At 61.9% G+C, this 19,458-nt stretch carries 13 protein-coding genes; 8 read left to right on the top strand and 5 right to left on the bottom strand.

Annotated elements, in window-relative coordinates:
• Positions 1–3 precede the first annotated feature (3 nt).
• Both H043_RS0114145 and mnmC read right to left on the bottom strand, forming a co-directional pair.
• Positions 4–1,776, bottom strand: a complete 1,773-nt coding sequence (locus tag H043_RS0114145; protein WP_027612400.1) for an N-acetylglutaminylglutamine amidotransferase — start codon at positions 1,774–1,776, stop codon at positions 4–6.
• A gap of 149 nt (positions 1,777–1,925) precedes the next feature.
• Positions 1,926–3,905 (bottom strand): bifunctional tRNA (5-methylaminomethyl-2-thiouridine)(34)-methyltransferase MnmD/FAD-dependent 5-carboxymethylaminomethyl-2-thiouridine(34) oxidoreductase MnmC, encoded by a 1,980-nt coding sequence (mnmC, locus tag H043_RS0114150; RefSeq protein ID WP_027612401.1) that lies wholly within the window; start codon positions 3,903–3,905, stop codon positions 1,926–1,928.
• A 341-nt stretch (positions 3,906–4,246) separates the two neighbouring features.
• On the opposite strand from mnmC, the gene pap reads away from it, so the two are divergent.
• Complete coding sequence (gene pap, locus H043_RS0114155; protein WP_027612402.1) at positions 4,247–5,761, top strand: polyphosphate:AMP phosphotransferase; 1,515 nt, start codon at positions 4,247–4,249, stop codon at positions 5,759–5,761.
• A gap of 103 nt (positions 5,762–5,864) precedes the next feature.
• Positions 5,865–7,049, top strand: coding sequence for a thiolase family protein (locus H043_RS0114160; protein ID WP_027612403.1), 1,185 nt, complete (start codon positions 5,865–5,867; stop codon positions 7,047–7,049).
• A 110-nt stretch (positions 7,050–7,159) separates the two neighbouring features.
• On the opposite strand, the gene H043_RS0114165 is transcribed toward H043_RS0114160, so the two are convergent.
• Positions 7,160–7,354, bottom strand: a complete 195-nt coding sequence (locus H043_RS0114165) for a DUF6316 family protein (RefSeq protein ID WP_027612404.1) — start codon at positions 7,352–7,354, stop codon at positions 7,160–7,162.
• 210 nt (positions 7,355–7,564) lie between these two features.
• Here H043_RS0114165 and H043_RS0114170 point away from each other — a divergent pair, with 210 nt between their 5' ends.
• The gene (locus H043_RS0114170; protein WP_027612405.1) at positions 7,565–8,524 is read left to right on the top strand and encodes a DMT family transporter; all 960 of its coding nucleotides are present in this window, start codon (positions 7,565–7,567) and stop codon (positions 8,522–8,524) included.
• A gap of 113 nt (positions 8,525–8,637) precedes the next feature.
• Here H043_RS0114170 and H043_RS0114175 read toward each other — a convergent pair whose 3' ends face one another.
• Positions 8,638–10,032, bottom strand: coding sequence for a class II fumarate hydratase (locus H043_RS0114175; protein ID WP_027612406.1), 1,395 nt, complete (start codon positions 10,030–10,032; stop codon positions 8,638–8,640).
• Positions 10,033–10,225: 193 nt separating this feature from the next.
• Here H043_RS0114175 and H043_RS0114180 point away from each other — a divergent pair, with 193 nt between their 5' ends.
• From H043_RS0114180 to H043_RS0114200, 5 genes are all read left to right on the top strand, one after another.
• The gene (locus H043_RS0114180; protein WP_003226938.1) at positions 10,226–10,744 is read left to right on the top strand and encodes a DUF2059 domain-containing protein; all 519 of its coding nucleotides are present in this window, start codon (positions 10,226–10,228) and stop codon (positions 10,742–10,744) included.
• 12 nt (positions 10,745–10,756) lie between these two features.
• Positions 10,757–11,056: a BolA family transcriptional regulator gene (locus H043_RS0114185; protein ID WP_007963599.1), complete on the top strand. Its 300-nt coding sequence runs from the start codon at positions 10,757–10,759 to the stop codon at positions 11,054–11,056.
• 285 nt (positions 11,057–11,341) lie between these two features.
• Entirely contained in the window at positions 11,342–12,283 is a 942-nt protein-coding gene (locus H043_RS0114190; RefSeq protein WP_027612407.1) for a rhodanese-related sulfurtransferase, read from the top strand.
• Positions 12,284–12,318: 35 nt separating this feature from the next.
• Positions 12,319–12,921 carry a DsbA family protein gene (locus tag H043_RS0114195; protein ID WP_177325630.1) on the top strand — a complete coding sequence of 201 codons (603 nt, stop codon included), beginning with the start codon at positions 12,319–12,321 and terminating at the stop codon, positions 12,919–12,921.
• The gene (locus H043_RS0114200) at positions 12,914–14,731 is read left to right on the top strand and encodes an ABC transporter ATP-binding protein (RefSeq protein ID WP_027612409.1); all 1,818 of its coding nucleotides are present in this window, start codon (positions 12,914–12,916) and stop codon (positions 14,729–14,731) included. The genes H043_RS0114195 and H043_RS0114200 overlap by 8 nt, the downstream gene beginning before the upstream one ends.
• On the opposite strand, the gene H043_RS0114205 is transcribed toward H043_RS0114200, so the two are convergent.
• Positions 14,732–19,348 carry a deaminase domain-containing protein gene (locus tag H043_RS0114205; protein ID WP_027612410.1) on the bottom strand — a complete coding sequence of 1,539 codons (4,617 nt, stop codon included), beginning with the start codon at positions 19,346–19,348 and terminating at the stop codon, positions 14,732–14,734.
• Positions 19,349–19,458 lie beyond the last annotated feature (110 nt).

The following is a 19,458-nucleotide window of genomic DNA, read 5'->3' on the forward strand; positions in this document are numbered from 1 at the left end:
CAATCAGATTCCTTGTTCACTGAGCCACAGGTTCAGGGCCGCCAGTTGCCACAGTTTCGAGCCGCGCAATGGCGTCAGTTGGCCTTGCGGATCAGTCAGCAATTTGTCGAGCATGGCCGGGTTGAACAGGCCACGATCCTGGCTCGGATCCAGCAGCAGTTCACGCACCCAGTTCAGGGTGTCGCCTTGCAAGTGCTTGAGGCCCGGCACCGGGAAATAGCCTTTCTTGCGGTCGATCACTTCGCTTGGAATCACCAGACGTGCAGCTTCTTTGAGTACCTGTTTGCCGCCGTCCGGCAGCTTGAACTGGCCGGGAATCCGCGCCGAGAGTTCCACCAGGCGATAGTCGAGAAACGGCGTGCGAGCCTCCAGGCCCCAGGCCATGGTCATGTTGTCGACACGTTTGACCGGGTCATCCACCAGCATCACCGTGCTGTCCAGACGCAGCGCTTTATCGACCGCGGCATCGGCGCCGGGTTGGGCGAAGTGTTGCTTGACGAAGTCGCCTGCCGCGTCATTCGCGGTCAGCCATTTCGGTTGCACGGTGGCGGCGTAGTCGTCGTAGCTGCGGTCGAAGAACGCCGCGCGATAGGCTGCGTATGGATCCGCCGCACCGTCGACTTGCGGGTACCAGTGATAACCGGCGAACAACTCGTCCGCACCCTGGCCGCTTTGCACCACTTTGCAGTGCTTGGCCACTTCGCGCGACAACAGGTAGAAGGCGATGCAGTCGTGGCTGACCATCGGCTCGCTCATCGCACGGAACGCAGCAGGCAGTTGCTCGATGATCTCTTTTTCGTCGATGCGCAATTGATGATGCTGCGTGCCGTAGTGTTTGGCGATCAGGTCGGAATACTGAAATTCATCGCCACGCTCGCCGCCGGCATCTTGGAAACCGATGGAAAAGGTCGACAGGTTCTCCACCCCGACTTCTCGCAGCAGGCCGACGAGCATGCTCGAATCGACACCGCCGGAAAGCAGCACGCCGACATCCACCGCTGCGCGTTGACGGATTGCCACGGCCTCGCGGGTGCTGTCGAGCACGCGGTCGCGCCAGTCTTCGAGGGTCAGGTTTTTCTCGTCGTCATGTGGGCCGTAGGGCAGGGTCCACCAGGTTTTCTGCTCGGTGCGGCCATCGGCTTCGACGCGCATCCAGGTCGCTGGCGGCAGCTTTTCGATGCCCGCGAGCAAGGTGCGTGGAGCGGGCACCACCGCGTGGAAATTCAGATAGTGGTTGAGCGCCACCGGATCGAGGATCGGGTTGATGTCGCCGCCCTTGAGCAGCGCCGGCAGGGCCGAGGCAAAGCGCAAACGCTGGCCGGTGCGCGACAGGTACAAAGGCTTGACGCCGAGACGGTCGCGAGCGATGAACAGGCGCTGGGCATCGCGCTCCCAGATGGCAAACGCGAACATGCCGTTGAGTTTCGGCAGCAACGCTTCGCCCCAGGCGTGGTAGCCCTTGAGCAGCACTTCGGTGTCGCCACCGGAATAGAAGGCGTAGCCGAGTGTTTCGAGTTCGGCGCGCAGTTCCGGGAAGTTGTAGATCGCGCCGTTGAAGGCCAGGGACAAACCGAGCTGGCTGTCGATCATCGGCTGCGCCGAGCCGTCCGACAGGTCCATGATTTTCAGGCGACGATGGCCCAGGGCAATCGGCCCTTGGGCATGGAAGCCCCACGCATCGGGGCCGCGAGGGGCCAGGTGATGGGTGATTCGCTCTACCGCTGCAAGGTCTGCAGGTTGATGATCAAAACGTAACTCGCCAGCTAATCCGCACATAAAGTCCTTACCGGTTTTTCCGTTGGGGAGGGGTCATTCAAGTCAGGCCAAAATGGCCGGTACTCAGAAACTGACCCGCTGCAGATGTGGGAGTTTTAGAACGATGAGTTATAAGAGGGGGCGACTGACCAGCGGCCAGTCGCGATTTTTCATTTGCCGCGAATCAACGTGCGCAGCGCGAAACGGTTGGGGTGGCAGGCTTCGGCGACACTTCTGGGCAGTGGCAGCGGCTCGTTGTCCAGCCACGCCGCGAGCAGTTCGCCAGACAGCGGCGCGGTGATCAGCCCGCGTGAACCGTGGCCACTGTTGACGTACAGGCCATCGAGCCACGGGCAGGCGATGTCCGGCACTTGTCGCGCGTCCTTGCTCAACGCGGCGTAGGCCTGAGTGAAGGCTTCGCGGTCGGCGAGGGGGCCGACGATCGGCAGATAGTCGGGACTGGTGCAGCGGAATGCGGCGCGTCCCTCCAGGGTTTCCCGGGGCAGGTCATTGATGTGCAAACGCGCCACCAGATCGCCGGAGATTTCCTCGAGCATCGCCAGATTGCCCAGGTGTTCGGCGGTGGTCGGCGTCAAGTCATCGCTGTTGAAGTCGAAACTCGCACCCAGCGTGTGTTCGCCCAAGCGTGTCGGCGCGACATAACCTTCGGCGCAGACCACGGTGCGCAGTGTCTGGCTCTCGGTGGTTTGCGGCAGGCGCGTGATTTGCCCGCGAATGCGCTTGAGCGGCAACTCGGCGCTTTGCGCAAAGCGTTTGATCTCCGCCGCGCCGGCCAATATCACCACCGGCGCGCTGGCGAGCACGCGCTCGCCGTCGAGGGCTTGCCACTGACCTTCGACCTTGCGCAGTTCCAGCGCATCGTGATGCTTGAGCAGTTCGATGTTCGCTTGCGCGGCTTGTGCCTGGCACAGCGCCGGCGGATGCACCCAGCCCCCTTCGGGGTAGAACAGCCCGCCGTGTGCCAGCGCAATCCCGGCTTGGATTTCGGCTTGCGGTTGATTGAGCCAGTGCACCAGATCTTCCGGGAATGCCGCGGCCAGTTGCGCCTGACGCTCGGTTTCCTTGGCATTGAAAGCCAGTTGCAGCACGCCGCAATCGTCCCAGTCGGTGCCGCGTTGCAGGGTTTCCAGCAGGCGGCGGGTGTAGCCGAAGCCGCTGACGATCAGTTGCGACAACGCGGTGCCGTGGGCTGATAACCTCAGGTACAGCACGCCCTGCGGATTGCCCGACGCCTCCTGCGCCACGGCCTCGTGACGCTCCAGCAGACTGACGTGCCAACCGCGCGCGGCGAGGCTGGCAGCGGTCGCACAACCGGCCAGCCCGGCGCCGATCACCAGCGCCCGACGCTCGCCGGTCAGCGGGGCAGGGCGGGCGAACCACGGTTTGTCCGGCAGCGGTGGCGCGACGTCCTGCGGCCAGCCGAGAAACTCGCCGCGCAGGATCTCCCACTTGTGGCCGATGCCCGGCGTGCGTTTCATTTTGAACCCGGCCGCATTGAGCAGACGCCGCACCCAACCGGTGCTGGTGAAGGTGCTGATGGTCGAGCCCGGCGCCGCCAGTCGCGCCAGTTCGACGAACAATTCAGCGGTCCACATGTCGGGGTTTTTTGCCGGGGCGAAACCGTCGAGAAACCATGCATCAATCCTCGCATCGAGTTGCGGCAGTTGCTCCAGCGCATCGCCGATCAGCAGCGTCAGCGTCACCCGGCCATTGCCGAGAATGATCCGCTGAAAGCCCTGATGGATCGCCACGTACTGCGTCAGCAGTTGATCGGCCAGTGGCTTGAGCTCCGGCCACAAGGCCAGCGCCCGTTGCAGATCGGCCGGGCTCAACGGGTATTTTTCGACGCTGACGAAATGCAGCCGCGCACCGGCCACCGCGTGCTGTTCGAACAACTGCCAGGCGCAAAGGAAATTCAGCCCGGTGCCGAAGCCGGTTTCGCCGATCACCAGCCGCCCGTGCGCCGGCAGCGCGGCAAAGCGCTCGGCCAGACGGTTCTGTTCGAGGAACACGTAACGGGTTTCATCCAGCCCCGACTGGTCGGAAAAATACACATCATCGAACACCCGCGAACGTGGGCGTCCCTGGTCATCCCAGTCGAGTTGGGCGTGGGGCAATACAGGTTTCATGGCAGGCTCGGCAACGACAAGGCGGCCATTCTAGCTGATCGGGCGGAGGGTGCTTGATCCATGGCAAGGCCTGGCTGTGCAGCCTCGAAGACAATTAACGATTTGGGCGCGGATCAGAGCAACCTGTGGCGAGGTGATTTATCCCCGATCGGCTGCGTAGCAGTCGCAATCCCGCTACCAGCGTGCATCTGGCGTTGAATGGCTTTGGGGCCGCTGCGCTGCCCATCGGGGATAAATCCCCTCACCACAGAGTTTTTCTTGAAGCCAAAAGGAGCGGAATTTCTCCGCCGCGCCCATGCCCAATCCGCTAGTCTTGCTGAATCCTGGAAGGAGCCGTCCCCATGTTTGAATCCGCCGAAATCGGCCATGCCATCGACAAAGAGACTTACGACGCGGCTGTACCTGCCTTGCGTGAAGCACTGCTGGAAGCGCAGTTCGAGTTGCAGCAGCAGAAGCGTTTTCCGGTGATCATTCTGATCAACGGCATCGAGGGCGCCGGCAAGGGCGAGACCGTCAAGTTGCTCAACGAGTGGATGGACCCGCGCCTGATCGAAGTGCGCACCTTCGATCAGCAGACCGATGAAGAGCTGGCGCATCCACCGGCCTGGCGTTACTGGCGGATGCTCCCGGCCAAGGGACGGATGGGGGTTTTCTTTGGCAACTGGTACAGCCAGATGCTTCAAGGGCGGGTCCACGGTCTGTTCAAGGATCCACGCCTGGACCAGGCGATCAACGCCGCCGAGCGTCTGGAAAAAATGCTCTGCGATGAAGGCGCGCTGATCTTCAAGTTCTGGTTCCACCTGTCCAAGAAGCAGATGAAAGCGCGGCTCAAGGCGCTGGCCGACGACCCGCTGCACAGCTGGCGCATCAGCCCGCTGGACTGGCAGCAATCGCAGACCTACGACAAGTTCGTCAAATACGGCGAGCGTGTGTTGCGCCGCACCAGCCGCGACTACGCGCCATGGCACATCATCGAAGGCATGGACGCCAATTATCGCAGTCTCGCCGTCGGCAAAATCCTGCTGGAGGGCCTGCAGAATGCGCTCAAGCGTCCAGAGGTGCATACCGAAGAGGTCAACGCCGCCCCGTTGGGCACGGCGGTCGATCAACTCAACCTGCTCGACAGCCTCGACCTGAACCAGCGACTGGAAAAGAAGGACTACGAGGAACAACTGATCACCGAGCAGGCGCGGCTGTCCGGGCTGATGCGTGACAAGCGCATGCGCCGCCATGCATTGGTGGCGGTGTTCGAAGGCAACGATGCGGCGGGCAAGGGCGGGGCGATTCGTCGGGTCGCGGCGGCGCTCGATCCGCGTCAGTACAGCATCGTGCCGATTGCCGCGCCCACTGAAGAGGAGCGCGCGCAGCCGTATCTGTGGCGCTTCTGGCGGCATTTGCCGGCGCGGGGCAAGTTCACCGTGTTCGACCGCTCCTGGTATGGCCGGGTGCTGGTGGAGCGGGTCGAGGGCTTCTGCAGCCCGGCCGACTGGCTGCGGGCTTACAGCGAGATCAACGATTTCGAAGAGCAGATCGCTGACGCCGGGGTCATCGTCGTCAAGTTCTGGCTGGCGATCGACAAGGACACGCAGATGGAGCGCTTCCAGGCCCGGGAGCAGATTCCATTCAAGCGCTTCAAGATCACCGAGGACGACTGGCGCAACCGCGACAAGTGGGACGCCTACCGCGCCGCCGTGGGCGACATGGTCGACCGCACCAGCACCGAGATTTCGCCGTGGACGCTGGTCGAGGCCAATGACAAACGCTGGGCCCGGGTCAAGGTCTTGCGCACGATTAACCGAGCGCTTGAGGAAGCTTTCGCGAAGTCCGACAAACGCGCGAAAAAACACAAGGACTGAGCCGATGGACCCGCATACGCGGGGTGAATGATTGTCGCGGTCGGCGGTGAGGTGGACTTATGCTCGGTTCACTCTCCTCCGACAACAACAATTGAGGTATGCCATGCGTGAAGTGGTGATCGTCGACAGCGTGCGGACCGGCCTGGCCAAGTCCTTTCGCGGCAAGTTCAACCAGACCCGTCCCGACGACATGGCGGCCCATTGCGTCAACGCGCTGCTGTCGCGCAATGACATCGACCCGGCCAGCGTCGAGGACTGCATTGTCGGCGCCGGCTCCAACGAGGGCGCGCAGGGTTACAACATCGGCCGCAACGTGGCGGTGCTCTCGCGGCTGGGCACCCATGTGGCCGGCATGACCCTCAACCGTTTTTGCTCCTCGGGTTTGCAGGCGATTGCGATTGCCGCCAACCAGATTGCTTCCGGTTGCAGTGACATCATCGTCGCCGGTGGCGTCGAGTCGATCAGCCTGACCCTGAAAAGCGTCAACACCGATCACCTGATCAATCCGCTGCTCAAGCAGCAGGTGCCAGGCATCTACTACACCATGGGCCAGACCGCTGAAGTGGTTGCGCGCCGTTATGACGTCAGCCGCGAGGCGCAGGATCGTTACGCGCTGCAAAGCCAGTTGCGCACTGCTCAGGCGCAGGCGGCCGGGCTGTTCAATGATGAAATCGTGCCGATGACGGTCAAGTACCGGGTCGAGGACAAGAACAGTGGTGAGGTGCAGATCCTCGATGGCATCGTCGATCACGACGATTGCAATCGCCCGGACACCACTTACGAAAGTCTCGCCGGGCTGAAACCGGTGTTTGCCGAGGACGGTTCAGTGACGGCCGGCAACTCATCGCAGTTGTCCGACGGCGCGTCGATGACCCTGGTGATGAGCCTGGAAAAAGCCCTGCAACTGGGGCTCAAGCCGAAGGCGTTTTTCCGTGGTTTCACCGTCGCCGGTTGCGAGCCGGACGAGATGGGCATCGGCCCGGTGTTCTCGGTGCCGAAACTGCTCAAGGCCAAAGGCTTGCAGGTGGCGGACATTGATCTGTGGGAACTCAACGAGGCGTTTGCTTCGCAATGCCTGTATGCCCGGGACCGGTTGGAAATCGACAACGACAAATACAACGTCAACGGCGGCTCGATTTCTATCGGCCACCCGTTCGGCATGACCGGGTCGCGGCAGGTCGGGCATCTGGTGCGCGAGTTGCAGCGGCGTAATTTGCGTTACGGCATCGTGACCATGTGCGTGGGGGGCGGGATGGGGGCGACGGGGTTGTTTGAGGCGGTGCGCTGAACCCTGGAAGGTGGGGTGGTTGATCTACCGCTTTCGCGAGCAGGCTCGCTCCCACATTGGAATGCATTCACCTGTGGGAGCGAGCCTGCTCGCGAAGAGATCGACCGGATTTACCGGTTGGAATCCAGAAGCTGCATCCGCGCGATATACGCTTTTATTTCCTGCTCAGCCTTCTCCGGGGAAGCGAACGGCCCCTCAAGGGTGTTCTCCCGCGTGCTGAAAAACAGTTCGCCATTGACCCGACACAACCGGTCGCTGCGAAAGTGCGTGGCGGGGGCGCTGTCATCGGCGCGCATTCCGTACATGATCGGGGCTCCTTGGGCGATTCGTTGCAGGGATCCAATCAGCTTATGCCTGAAGCACTTGGCGTGCCTCGTCAGCCGATCAACGGCAAAGCGTCAATTTAATGCTGCGACCTGCACAGTTTCATTCGCGGCCTGGCCCGAACTGTCCCTGTGTTGCGTCTGTCGGCGGGCCTAGAATGACCGCTCTTGTCAGCAGGCATTGGGGTTCGCATGCACATTTCATCCGGTCGCTGGGTCTACGGTTTGTTCCTGGCGCTGCTGACGGCGTTTTTGTGGGGCATCCTGCCGATCAAACTCAAACAGGTGCTGCTGGTGATGGATCCGATCACCGTGACCTGGTTTCGCCTGTTGGTGTCGGGCGGCTGCCTGTTCATCTACCTGGTGGCCACGCGCCGCCTGCCGAGCCGCCAGGTGCTCGGTCCTCGAGGCGGCTGGCTGGTGCTGATGGCGGTGCTCGGGCTGGTGGGCAACTACGTGCTGTACCTGATGGGCCTTAACCTGCTCAGCCCCGGCACCGCGCAGTTGGTGGTGCAGATGGGGCCGATCATGTTGCTGATCACCAGCCTGTTTGTGTTCAAGGAGCGCTTCAGCATCGGTCAGGGCATTGGCCTGGCGGTGCTGCTGATCGGCTTTGTGCTGTTCTTCAATCAGCGTCTGGCTGAACTGCTCACCTCATTGTCGGACTACACCGCCGGCGTGTTGCTGGTGCTGCTGGCCTCGACAGTCTGGACCTTCTACGCACTGGGGCAGAAGCAATTGCTCACGGTGTGGAATTCGTTGCAGGTGATGATGGTGATCTACCTGTTCTGCGCGCTGTTGCTGACACCGTGGGTGCATCCGCTCGAAGCACTGGAACTGAGCCCGGTGCAGGGTTGGCTGTTGCTGGCGTGCTGCATGAACACGCTGATTGCCTACGGTGCCTTTGCTGAAGCACTGGCGCACTGGGAGGCCTCGCGGGTCAGTGCGACGCTGGCGATCACGCCGTTGGTGACCTTTGGCGCGGTAGCGATTGCCGCCGGGGTGTGGCCGGAATATGTGCATGCCGAGCAGATCAATGGGCTGGGTTATGGCGGGGCGGTGCTGGTGGTGCTGGGTTCGGCGCTGGTGGCGTTGGGGCCGTCGTTGATTGCCGGGTTGAAGGCGCGGCGGATGCGGATTGCAGCCAGTTAGACCGCGTTATCGTTCTTCGCGAGCAAGCCCGCTCCCACATTGGTACGGCGTACACCGATCAAAATGTGGGAGCGGGCTTGCTCGCGAAGGCGGCCTGTCAGGCGCTACAGGAATCAGCCCTTGGCGCCAGCCTCAATCATGTTCTCCGGCCGCACCCAGGCATCGAACTCTTCATCGGTCAGATACCCCAGCTGCAGCGCCGCCTCGCGCAAGGTCAGGCCCTCACCGTAAGCCTTCTTGGCGATTTCCGCCGACTTGTCGTAACCGATGTGCGGGTTCAGCGCTGTCACCAGCATCAGGCCGCGTTCCAGGTGTTTGGCCATGACTTCGGCGTCGGGTTCAAGACCCGCGATGCAGTGCTGCTGGAAGTTGCTGCAGCCGTCGGCGAGCAGGCGGATCGATTGCAACACGTTGTGGATGATCACCGGTTTGTAGACGTTCAGTTGCAGGTGACCCTGACTGGCGGCGATGCCGATGGTGACATCGTTGCCCAACACCTGGCAGGCCAGCATCGACAGCGCTTCGCACTGGGTAGGGTTGACCTTGCCGGGCATGATCGAACTGCCCGGTTCGTTCGCCGGCAGCTTGACTTCGGCAAAGCCTGCGCGAGGGCCGGAGCCGAGCAGGCGCAGGTCGTTGGCGATTTTCATCAGCGCCACGGCGAGGGTCTTCAAGGCGCCGGACAGGCTGGTCAGCGGCTCATGCCCGGCCAGTGCGGCAAACTTGTTCGGCGCGGTGACGAACGGCAGGCCGGACAGCGCGGCGAGCTCAGCAGCAATCGCTTCGCCAAAGCCGTGCGGCGAATTCAGACCGGTGCCGACCGCCGTGCCGCCCTGCGCCAGCTCACACACCGCCGGCAGCGCGGCGCGGATCGCCCGTTCGGCGTAATCCAGCTGCGCTATAAAGCCCGACAATTCCTGACCGAAGGTGATCGGCGTCGCGTCCATCATGTGCGTGCGACCGGTCTTCACCAGTTTCATGTGGCGCGCGGCCAATTCGGCCAGGCCGCCAGACAGCTCGGCGATCGCCGGCAGCAATTGCTCCTGCACGGCTTTGGCGGTGGCGATGCTCATGGCGGTGGGGAAGCAGTCGTTGGAGCTTTGCGAGCGGTTGACGTGATCGTTGGGGTGCACCGGCGTCTTGCCGCCGCGCGGGTTGCCGGCCAGTTCGTTTGCGCGACCGGCGATCACTTCGTTGACGTTCATGTTGCTCTGGGTGCCGCTGCCGGTCTGCCAGACCACCAGCGGAAACTGGTCGTCGTGCTGGCCGTCGAGGACTTCGTCGGCGGCTTGTTCGATCAGGCGGGCGATGTCGGCGGGCAGGTCGCCGTTGCGGTCGTTGACCCGGGCGGCGGCTTTCTTGATCAGGGCCAGGGCGTGCAGTACCGGCAGCGGCATGCGTTCCTGACCAATGGCGAAGTTGATCAGCGAGCGTTGCGTCTGAGCACCCCAGTAGGCGTCGTCCGGGACTTCGATCTGGCCCAGGCTGTCGGTTTCGATACGGCTCATCGTGCACACTCCTGTTGGTTCGTTTGCGCAGTTTAGGCCCGGTCAGGCCCAGGTGGTTCCCTCGAACCGATTGTTGACCGGTAAAACCCGGCCAATCAAGCGCGGCAAGGCTCGGGGGTTGAGCCACGAGGTTTTTTAGGCGCAGAATGGTCGCCCTTGGGGTTTTACCTCGCCTAGCTGAAAAGGAAACTCGATGACTCGTCTTCGTGCCATCTGCACCGCGGTTGCACTGGTTTGCGCCAGCGGCCAGGTGCTTGCCGATACCGCCAGCCACAACGCCAGTGCTGAAGCTTTCCTGACCCTGGCGCACGCTGACAAGCTGGGCACTCCGGTGTACATGCAAGTGCAGCAAATGTTCGCTCAGCGTTTTGAACAGACCAAAGCCCCGGAATCCAAGAAAGCCGTACTGGAAACCTACCAGGCCAAGGCCAACGCCGCCCTGGACCAGGCCATCGGCTGGAACAAGCTCAAGCCTGACATGGTCAAGCTCTACACCAGCAACTTCAGCGAATCGGAGCTCAAAGACCTGGTCGCGTTCTACCAGTCGCCACTGGGCAAGAAAGTCCTGGAAAAAATGCCGCAGTTGACCCAGCAATCGGCCCAGATGACTCAGGCCAAGCTGGAAAGCGCCGTGCCTGTCGTCAACAAGCTGCTCGACGACATGACCAACGAGCTGGCACCGAAAGGCGCTGCGCCGGCCAAGAAGAAGTAAGCGGAGTTCGTGATGAGCATGCAACAACGCATCGAATCGACGCTGGGCCTGCTGCAGCCTGAGCATCTGCAAGTGCTGGACGAAAGCCACATGCACAGTCGCGGGTTACAGACGCACTTCAAGGCAGTGGTGGTCAGCGCGCAGTTCGAAGGCCTGAACCGGGTCAAGCGCCACCAGAAAGTCTACGGCACGCTTGGCGAGCTGATGGGCGAGTTCCATGCGTTGGCGCTGCACACCTACACCCCGCAGGAATGGGCAGAAGTCGGCGCCGCCCCGGCGTCGCCGACCTGTGCCGGCGGTAGCAAACACTGATATTGGATGCAGTTGTGGCAGGGGCTTTTGTGGTGAGGGGATTTATCCCCGATGGGCTACGAAGTAGCCCTGAAACCATTCAATCCATTTACAACCGTTAAACCGCATTCTCAGGATTTACGACTGCTGCGCAGCCGATCGGGGATAAATCCCCTCACCACAGTAGTTTTGACAGATCCTAAATCCACCGTGTTTTTGCTAGAATCCGCAACGCGCCGCTCACCCGGCGCGTTTTTTTTGAATCCGGTTCACCCTTTGCGAGGGTAGCCACCTGGAGAAATACCCATGACACAACCGATTGTCGTGGCGGCACTGTATAAGTTCGTCACCCTCGAAGATTACGTTGACCTGCGCGAGCCCCTGCTGCAAGCGATGGTCGACAATGGCATCAAAGGCACCCTGCTGATCGCCGAAGAAGGCATCAACGGCACCGTGTCCGGCAGCCGCGAAGGCATCGACGGCCTGCTCGCCTGGCTGAAGAACGACCCGCGCATGATCGACATCGACCACAAAGAGTCGTACTGCGACGAGCAGCCGTTCTACCGCACCAAGGTCAAGCTGAAAAAAGAGATCGTCACCCTCGGCGTCGAAGGCGTGGACCCGAACAAAAAGGTCGGCACCTACGTCGAACCGCAGGACTGGAACGCGCTGATCAGCGACCCGGAAGTGCTGCTGATCGACACCCGCAACGATTACGAAGTGGCGATCGGCACCTTCGAAGGCGCCATCGATCCGAAAACCACCAGTTTTCGCGAATTCCCCGACTACATCAAAGAACACTTCGACCCGGCCGTGCACAAGAAAGTCGCGATGTTCTGCACCGGCGGCATTCGCTGCGAGAAAGCCTCCAGCTACATGCTGGGCGAGGGTTTCGAAGAGGTTTACCACCTCAAGGGCGGCATCCTGAAGTACCTCGAAGAGGTGCCGCAGGAAGAAACCAAGTGGCAGGGTGACTGCTTCGTGTTCGACAACCGGGTGACCGTGCGTCACGACCTCAGCGAAGGCGACTACGATCAATGTCATGCCTGCCGCACACCGGTCAGTGTTGAAGATCGCGCCTCCGAGCACTACGTGGCCGGGATCAGTTGCCCGCATTGCTGGGACAAGCTGAGCGAGAAAACCCGCCGCAGCGCCATCGATCGGCAGAAGCAGATCGAACTGGCTAAGGCGCGCAACATGCCGCACCCGATCGGCTACAACTATAAACAAGCATCCACCGAGGCCTGATCATGACTGCGCGCCTGCTCTATGTGATGGATCCGATGTGTTCCTGGTGCTGGGGGTTCGCTCCGGTTGCCAAGGCATTGGTCGAGCAGGCGCAGGCAGCCGGGGTGGAGTTGCACCTGGTGGTCGGCGGGTTGCGCACCGGTAGCGGTGCGGCGCTGGAACCGACTACGCGGCGCTACATCCTCGAGCACTGGCAAGCGGTCACTGAGGCTACCGGCCAGCCGTTCAAGTTCGACGGTGCGCTACCTGATGGTTTCGTCTACGACACCGAGCCGGCCTGTCGGGCGATCGTTACCGCGCGCAGCCTGGCGCCGGATTGCGCGTGGACACTGGTCGGCCTGATCCAGCAGGCGTTTTACGCGCAAGGTCGCGATGTCACACAGGCCAGTGTGTTGGTCGAGCTGGCCGAGCAGGCCGGCGTACCGCGTATCGAGTTTGCCGCGCTGTTCGATCATGCCGATCAGCACAAGGCGACTCAGGCTGATTTCAGCTGGGTGCAGGATCTGGGCATCGCCGGGTTCCCGACCCTGCTCGCCGAGCGCAACGGCCAACTGGCGCTGTTGACCAACGGCTATCAACCGCTCAGCGAACTCTCGCCGCTGCTTGGTCGCTGGCTGGAGCGCGCCGCCTGTGCCTGACCTGGCCGATGACACGCCAGCCGTAAAGCGTGTCGACCGGCTGAGCTGGGCAGAAGTCCGGCGCCTGGCACTGCATCACAAAAAATCCCTGTGGATCGCCAACGGCGTGGCCGTGCTGGCGACGCTGTGCAGTGTGCCGATTCCGTTGCTGTTGCCCTTGCTGGTGGACGAAGTCCTGCTCGGGCATGGCGATGCCGCGCTGAAAGTCATGAACCATGTGTTGCCGTCGATGTGGCAACAGGCGGCGGGCTATATCGGCCTGATGCTGGTGGTCACTCTGACCCTGCGTTGCAGTGCCCTGTGCTTTGGCGTGTTGCAGGCGCGGCTGTTTGCGCGGCTGGCCAAGGACATCGTCTACCGCATTCGCGTGCGGCTGATCGAGCGCCTGAAAAGGATTTCCCTCGGCGAATACGAAAGCCTCGGCAGCGGCACCGTGACCACGCATCTGGTCACTGACCTCGACACTCTCGACAAGTTTGTCGGCGAAACCCTCAGCCGTTTTCTGGTGGCGATGCTGACCCTGGTCGGCACCGCGAGCATCCTGATGTGGATGCATTGGAAACTGGCGCTGCTGATCCTGCTGTTCAACCCGTTGGTGATCTACGCCACGGTGCAACTGGGCAAACGGGTCAAGCACCTGAAGAAACTCGAGAACGACAGCACCTCGCGTTTCACTCAGGCCCTGAGCGAAACCCTCGATGCCATCCAGGAAGTGCGCGCCGGCAACCGTCAGGGTTTCTTCCTCGGGCGACTCGGCTTGCGCGCGCAGGAAGTGCGTAACTATGCGGTCAACTCGCAGTGGAAGACCGATGCGTCGAACCGCGCCAGTGGTCTGCTGTTCCAGTTCGGCATCGACATCTTCCGCGCGGCGGCGATGCTCACGGTGCTGTTCTCCGACCTGTCGATCGGCCAGATGCTCGCGGTGTTCAGCTACCTGTGGTTCATGATCGGTCCGGTCGAACAACTGCTCAATCTGCAATACGCCTACTACGCGGCGGGCGGGGCGCTGGCACGGATCAACGAACTGCTGGCGCGGGCCGACGAGCCGCAATATCCCGGTGGTGTCGATCCGTTCAAGGGCCGGGAAACCGTGGGCATTGAGGTGCAGGGGTTGAGCTTCGGTTACGGCGATGAGCTGGTGGTGGATCAGATGAACCTGTCCATCGCACCCGGTGAAAAAGTCGCGATTGTCGGCGCCAGCGGCGGCGGCAAAAGCACTTTGGTGCAACTGTTGTTAGGGCTGTACACGCCGTTGTCCGGGACTATCCGTTTCGGCGGTTCGACCCAGCAGGAAATCGGTCTGGAGCTGATTCGTGAAAACGTCGCGGTGGTGCTGCAGCATCCGGCGCTGTTCAACGACACCGTCCGCGCCAACTTGACCATGGGCCGCACCCGCAGTGACGAAGCCTGCTGGCAGGCGCTGGAAATCGCCCAGCTGGAGGCGACCATCCGGGCGCTGCCGGACGGTCTCGACAGCATCGTCGGACGCTCCGGCGTGCGTCTGTCCGGCGGTCAGCGCCAGCGTCTGGCGATTGCGCGGATGATCCTCGCCGAGCCGAAAGTGGTGATTCTCGACGAAGCCACTTCGGCCCTCGACGCTGCCACCGAATACAACCTGCATCAGGCCATGGCACGCTTCCTCAGTGGTCGCACCACGCTGATCATTGCCCATCGCCTGTCGGCGGTGAAGCAGGCGGATCGGGTGCTGGTGTTCGATGGCGGGCAAGTGGCCGAGGATGGCGACCACCAGCAACTGATCGCCGATGGCGGCCTCTACGCCAAGCTCTACGGCCACCTGCAGCGCCTGTAATCAGCCCCACAGCACCTGCAACGCCGCCTCGCCGCCGTCATGGCCGAACTGCTTCATCACCACCGAACAGGATTCGCACGGGCGCATGGTCGTCGCGATGTCGACCGCGCGGATCTCTGTCGGGTCGGGATATTTCTCACGTAGCACGCTGATCAGTTTGCTTTCGCTGTCCAGCGAGGTCGGCCGGCTGGTCTGCGTCGGCTGATAGGTTTTCAGCTCCTTGATGGTCAGCGGCACGGCCAGCAGTTGCCCTTGCTCGGTGACCTCCAGCGAGGTGCGCGGGAAGCTTGGGTTGTAGTCGATGTTGATGTAAGTGGTGTCGCCGATCCGCACGTGATTGGCACCCATGTGGCGAAACAGCGGCAGGCGCTGGGTGCTGCCTTGCGCGCCGGACACGCTGACGTAGATCTCCCGTTTGCCGCTGGTCGTGGTGACTTCGGCATAGGCGATGTTACGTGCGTTGACCGGCCGCTCACGCACTGGCAACAGGTTGTGCAGTTTCTGCATGGCACTGTCGATGCGCAGGGCCGCGTTGCTGTTGGCCGGATTGATTGTCGGTGACAGAAACAACGTGTCGAAAATCTCTGCGGTTTTCTGCCGAAAGGCTTCCGGCGCTTCCTTGCTGCGCGCCCAGGTGGCGGCGCCTTCGGGCAGACGGGTGACGATCATCCGTGTCGAGTGATCGAACATCAGTGCTTCGCCCGGGCTGGTGTCAACCTTCAGCCATTTCATATTGTTTGCAGGAATGGCCGTGGTGCCGATGGGGATCGCGATCTGTTCCATGGTGTGCATCGCGCGCTGCACCGATTCCAGGCCATGGATGCGCACAACGTTGTTGGCGTGTAGCGAGCCGGTGTAGACGGTCAGCAGTTCAGCACCGAGGGTGCCGTCGGCCAGTTCGGCGGGTGCCAGGCGCCTGAAGGTCAATTGATCGGGCGCTTTTTTACCCTTGGCGATGGTGGCCAGGTAGTACTCCTGGATGTTGATTCGGAAGAACACGTAGGAGGCCGAGTCGTCGATGGCCGGCATTAGCACCGCACCAACCTGATGTGAGTCATTGATCCCGTCATAGCTGCCGCCGGTTTTTATCCGCGCATAAATGCCTTTGCGAAACTGCAGCGTGGCTTGAATCTGCTGTCTTGGTACCAGCCTGCCTTGATGGAATCCAAGGAGTCGCAGATCACCGGTGAACAGCCTCGGGCGGTTATCGATGATTTGATAAAGCCTGGCATCGACCGCCAGGAACATTCCGTCTTGATGGGGCAGCATGGCCGGCTCCGAAACCCGCTCGCCGAACCACGGTGCGTAACCCTTTTCCTTGTCGATCGTGCCGACGGCGGGCGTCGGGGCGGGTTCTGCGGTGATGTAGCTGACGCGGCAGTCGCCCGCGCCCGGTGCGCGACGGATCCGGCACGGCAGCAGCGTCCAGTGTTGACTGTCATCGAGCAGCTCGACCCGGCGCAGTTCATCGCCGTCGAGTCGATAGGGCACATCATCGATCAAGACCGTGGTGCGTCCGCCAGCCTCGGGGACAAGCTCGACGCGGGTGTTCGGCGCTACTTCGATATCGATCTGATCGTCGGTTTTTTTCACGGTGCGGTAGTGCGAACGCCCCAGCGAAAAATCATGCTCGTGTGCGAGCAACTGCGGCCCATAAGGGCGGTCGGACAGCGGATCGAGCAAGTGATGCCGCGAGCCGCCGACGTTGCGCACCGGCACATCGTCAATGCCTCTGACCACGGCCAGATGATCGGCAGGGTTCAGCGCTTTCCAGCGCCCGGCATCCAGTGCCTGGGGCAGACTGTGCAGCAGGTCATAGTCAGCGCTTCTGCCGGCCAGCCTTTTCAGACGTGCAACCGCGCGGTGTTCCAGATGCGCCACGGCCCGCACTGCGCCGATCGCACCTCGGCCGCCGAGCTTGAGCAAAGCAGGCGCAGCGTCCAGCGGATTGAGGTTTCTCAAGCTCGAAACCAGCAGGTTTTTCGACAATTGCGCCATGCGTGGCAGGGCGACGCGAATCGCCATTTTCCCGGCCACGGCCGCGAGGCGAATGCTGCCGGCGACGAATTTGCCCAAGGGAATCGCGAACGAGACGATATCGAGGAGCAGGCCGAGTACGCCCATTGCGCGTTTGCCCGGACTGTCCGACTGCAGGTCTTCGAGACTGCCCCAGAACGGGATGAAGCCCTTGAGGGCATGAGTCCAGTGCTTTTTGCGGCTGTCGCGCTCGAAACGGGTATCACCCCAGGCCTCACTGCGCAGCGCCTGCTCATCGGCATAGAACAACCGGGTCGCGATGAACGAGGCGATGTGCGCCGTGCGCGGCGAGGTGAAGGTCAGGTTCGGCGAACTGTCGTGATGGGCCGCCGGGATCATCGATACCGGGAGGGAGTCGCCCAGCGGTTCGAGGATCGCGACGCATTTGGCGTCGGGGGCAGGTGTCGAACCGTCCCAGTGTGCTTTTCGATCGAACGGCAGGCGGCGGGCGACGATGCGGCTGATGCTCTGGCCCTTGGTCCGTCCACGTTTGGGCGGCAGGGGTGGCAATAACAGGCCGCCCACATGTGTGTCATTCAGATCCGGGCGTTTGCGAAGGATGCCGGCGCGTGGCAGGCATTCGTAGAATTGTGGCGGGCCCTGATACGTCGCCTGCAACACGAAGCCCATGCGAGCCCGGTACGGCAGGATGTTTTCCGCTGTCTCCAGGTGAGCTTCGATATGCCGTGTCGGATCCCTGAGGCTGTGAATCCGCACTTCGCCGTGCTCCAGTGCCCGGCGGTCGGGCCACGGCAGTGTGACCAGCAGCGACTTGATCAGGTATTCATAGGCTTCGCGGGTCTCGCTCAGATAGTCATCGAACTGCTGCTCGAACAAGGGCCTGATCTCGGGCAAGGTGCAGTTGCTCGGAAACCGTGAAAGGCGTCGGCCTGGATGTCCGGTATCGACAAAACCGCTTTGCAGTTTGCCTGCTGCGTTGAGGCTGATCCATTCGCTGGCACTGCGGCCATCGTTGCTGACGTACCAGCGTGTGTCGCTGCTCAACCCGCCGGCGGCATAGACCTCCAGCAACGGCCAGGTCGGCAATACCACATCCGGGGTGTCGATAATGCTGCGTCGGCTACGGTTGGGTGTTGAAGGATGGTGGCGTTTGAGGCGAATCGTCGTGTGATCGTACAGCTCGTTGGCCAGCGCCTTGTCCAGTTGCTGTTTTGCCAGGGCGAGTCGCCGTGGCGGCTCGATGTCCAGTTGCAGGATCGCTGCGTTCATTTGCTTCTTGTGGTCTTCCAGCGCTTGCAGGGCAGCGTCATCGCCGGATGTCTCGTTCGCTGCGGCCTGGGCTCCGGTGGCCAGTGTCCAGGTCTGTGCGGCAGCCACTCGGGTCATGGCGATCAGGGTTTGCAGGTCGGTGCTGGCGTTTTCGCTTTTGTGCAGCGGCAGATCGACCAGTTGCTGAAAGCTCAGATATTCCAGCAACTGTGGATCGAGGGCATGGGCGAGGTGCACGCCATGCACGAAATTGACCCAAACCACCGAGCTGGCGTACGGCAGGTCGTCAGGAATGTCGCGCACTTGAAATTCCGGCCCGAACTGCGTCAGGCATACCCATCCCAGCAGATGTTTTTCGGTCGGGGACGAGGTTCGGTGAGAATCCTCCAGGTGCTGTAAAAAATCCCGGCGAATGCCAGCGTAGCTGGCGCCGTAGTGAGCGCGTTGTTCCAGCGCAAAACCGGCCACTTCGGTCGAGCTGCCTTCGCCGGGCAGTTCGTACCACAGACACAACGCCTCGAGCAGTAAACGCAGGCCGATATCGGGCACGGTCAGTTCATCGGGCCGCGCGCCATACCATTGCAGTTTCTGCAGCAGGCGCTGGCCCAGGTCACGCGCCTTGGGGGTGTCGAGCAGGCGTTCCAGGCAGGCGGCAGGCTGCTGTTCCAGTTGCTGGCGGGTGAATGGGGGCGTTACTTCGCTGGCCAGGCTGTCGATGGCCGACAGGGTTTTGCCGGTAAGCCAGTCGCCAATCAGGTCGTGAATCGCGGCTTTGTCATCGTCGCTCATCAGTCCCGTCAGCGCCGGGTGATGCCGCAGATTCAGTCGATGGCTGGCGCGTTGTTCTTCGACCTTGCCGATCAGCCGGGCCAGTGCCGTGGCGTCCTGTACGTCGGCAAATGTGAACCCGGACTCACGCAGCAGTTGTGACAACGGCAGCAGCCTGTCGGAACGCAGGTGTGCGCCTATACTCAGCAACGCTCGCTGAAATTCTTGAATTGTGCTGGAGGCCCGGGTGACATCCTCGATGGTGAAGCGGGCGCAGCTGCCATCGGGACGGTTGAAGGAAAAGCTGCAGTGACCGGCTGCGGCGTCGACTTGCAGCAATGATCCTCTGGACGTTTGCAGGTAGGCCGCCAATTGTGGCTCGCCGCTGTCATCGAACAGTGCTTGCAGAAGGTTTTGCGCCTGGTCGTGGGCTGCACCCAGGCGTGAATGTGTCTGGGGTGTGAGGTAGTAGGTCTGCAGTGAGGTTGAAGCGCTGAGCACGGCGCGCAGGGCGGTGATCATTGCGCGGTATTCGCTCTGTTGGGCAGTATGGCGTTGCAGCGTGGCGGAAGGTGACTGCATGGAAAACGGCTCTGGAATGATTGAAAGCCGTCAGTGTCGAAGCATGGCGAACAGCGGGTGCGGTACATACGTATCGCCGGTTGAAAATGTCCTGGTTTGCTGGAAGGGGT

The sequence above is a fragment of the Pseudomonas sp. URIL14HWK12:I6 genome (assembly GCF_000514195.1).
Classification (GTDB): Bacteria; Pseudomonadota; Gammaproteobacteria; order Pseudomonadales; family Pseudomonadaceae; genus Aquipseudomonas; species Aquipseudomonas putida_A.

Bases quoted from the DNA above. Each gene is read 5' to 3' on its own strand.
- H043_RS0114170 (WP_027612405.1), top strand. From the start codon at position 7,565: ATGCACATTTCATCCGGTCGCTGGGTCTACGGTTTGTTCCTGGCGCTG.
- H043_RS0114145 (WP_027612400.1), bottom strand. From the start codon at position 1,776: ATGTGCGGATTAGCTGGCGAGTTACGTTTTGATCATCAACCTGCAGAC.
- H043_RS0114180 (WP_003226938.1), top strand. From the start codon at position 10,226: ATGACTCGTCTTCGTGCCATCTGCACCGCGGTTGCACTGGTTTGCGCC.
- H043_RS0114190 (WP_027612407.1), top strand. From the start codon at position 11,342: ATGACACAACCGATTGTCGTGGCGGCACTGTATAAGTTCGTCACCCTC.
- mnmC (WP_027612401.1), bottom strand. From the start codon at position 3,905: ATGAAACCTGTATTGCCCCACGCCCAACTCGACTGGGATGACCAGGGA.
- pap (WP_027612402.1), top strand. From the start codon at position 4,247: ATGTTTGAATCCGCCGAAATCGGCCATGCCATCGACAAAGAGACTTAC.
- H043_RS0114185 (WP_007963599.1), top strand. From the start codon at position 10,757: ATGAGCATGCAACAACGCATCGAATCGACGCTGGGCCTGCTGCAGCCT.
- H043_RS0114195 (WP_177325630.1), top strand. From the start codon at position 12,319: ATGTGTTCCTGGTGCTGGGGGTTCGCTCCGGTTGCCAAGGCATTGGTC.
- H043_RS0114205 (WP_027612410.1), bottom strand. From the start codon at position 19,348: ATGCAGTCACCTTCCGCCACGCTGCAACGCCATACTGCCCAACAGAGC.
- H043_RS0114160 (WP_027612403.1), top strand. From the start codon at position 5,865: ATGCGTGAAGTGGTGATCGTCGACAGCGTGCGGACCGGCCTGGCCAAG.
- H043_RS0114165 (WP_027612404.1), bottom strand. From the start codon at position 7,354: ATGTACGGAATGCGCGCCGATGACAGCGCCCCCGCCACGCACTTTCGC.
- H043_RS0114175 (WP_027612406.1), bottom strand. From the start codon at position 10,032: ATGAGCCGTATCGAAACCGACAGCCTGGGCCAGATCGAAGTCCCGGAC.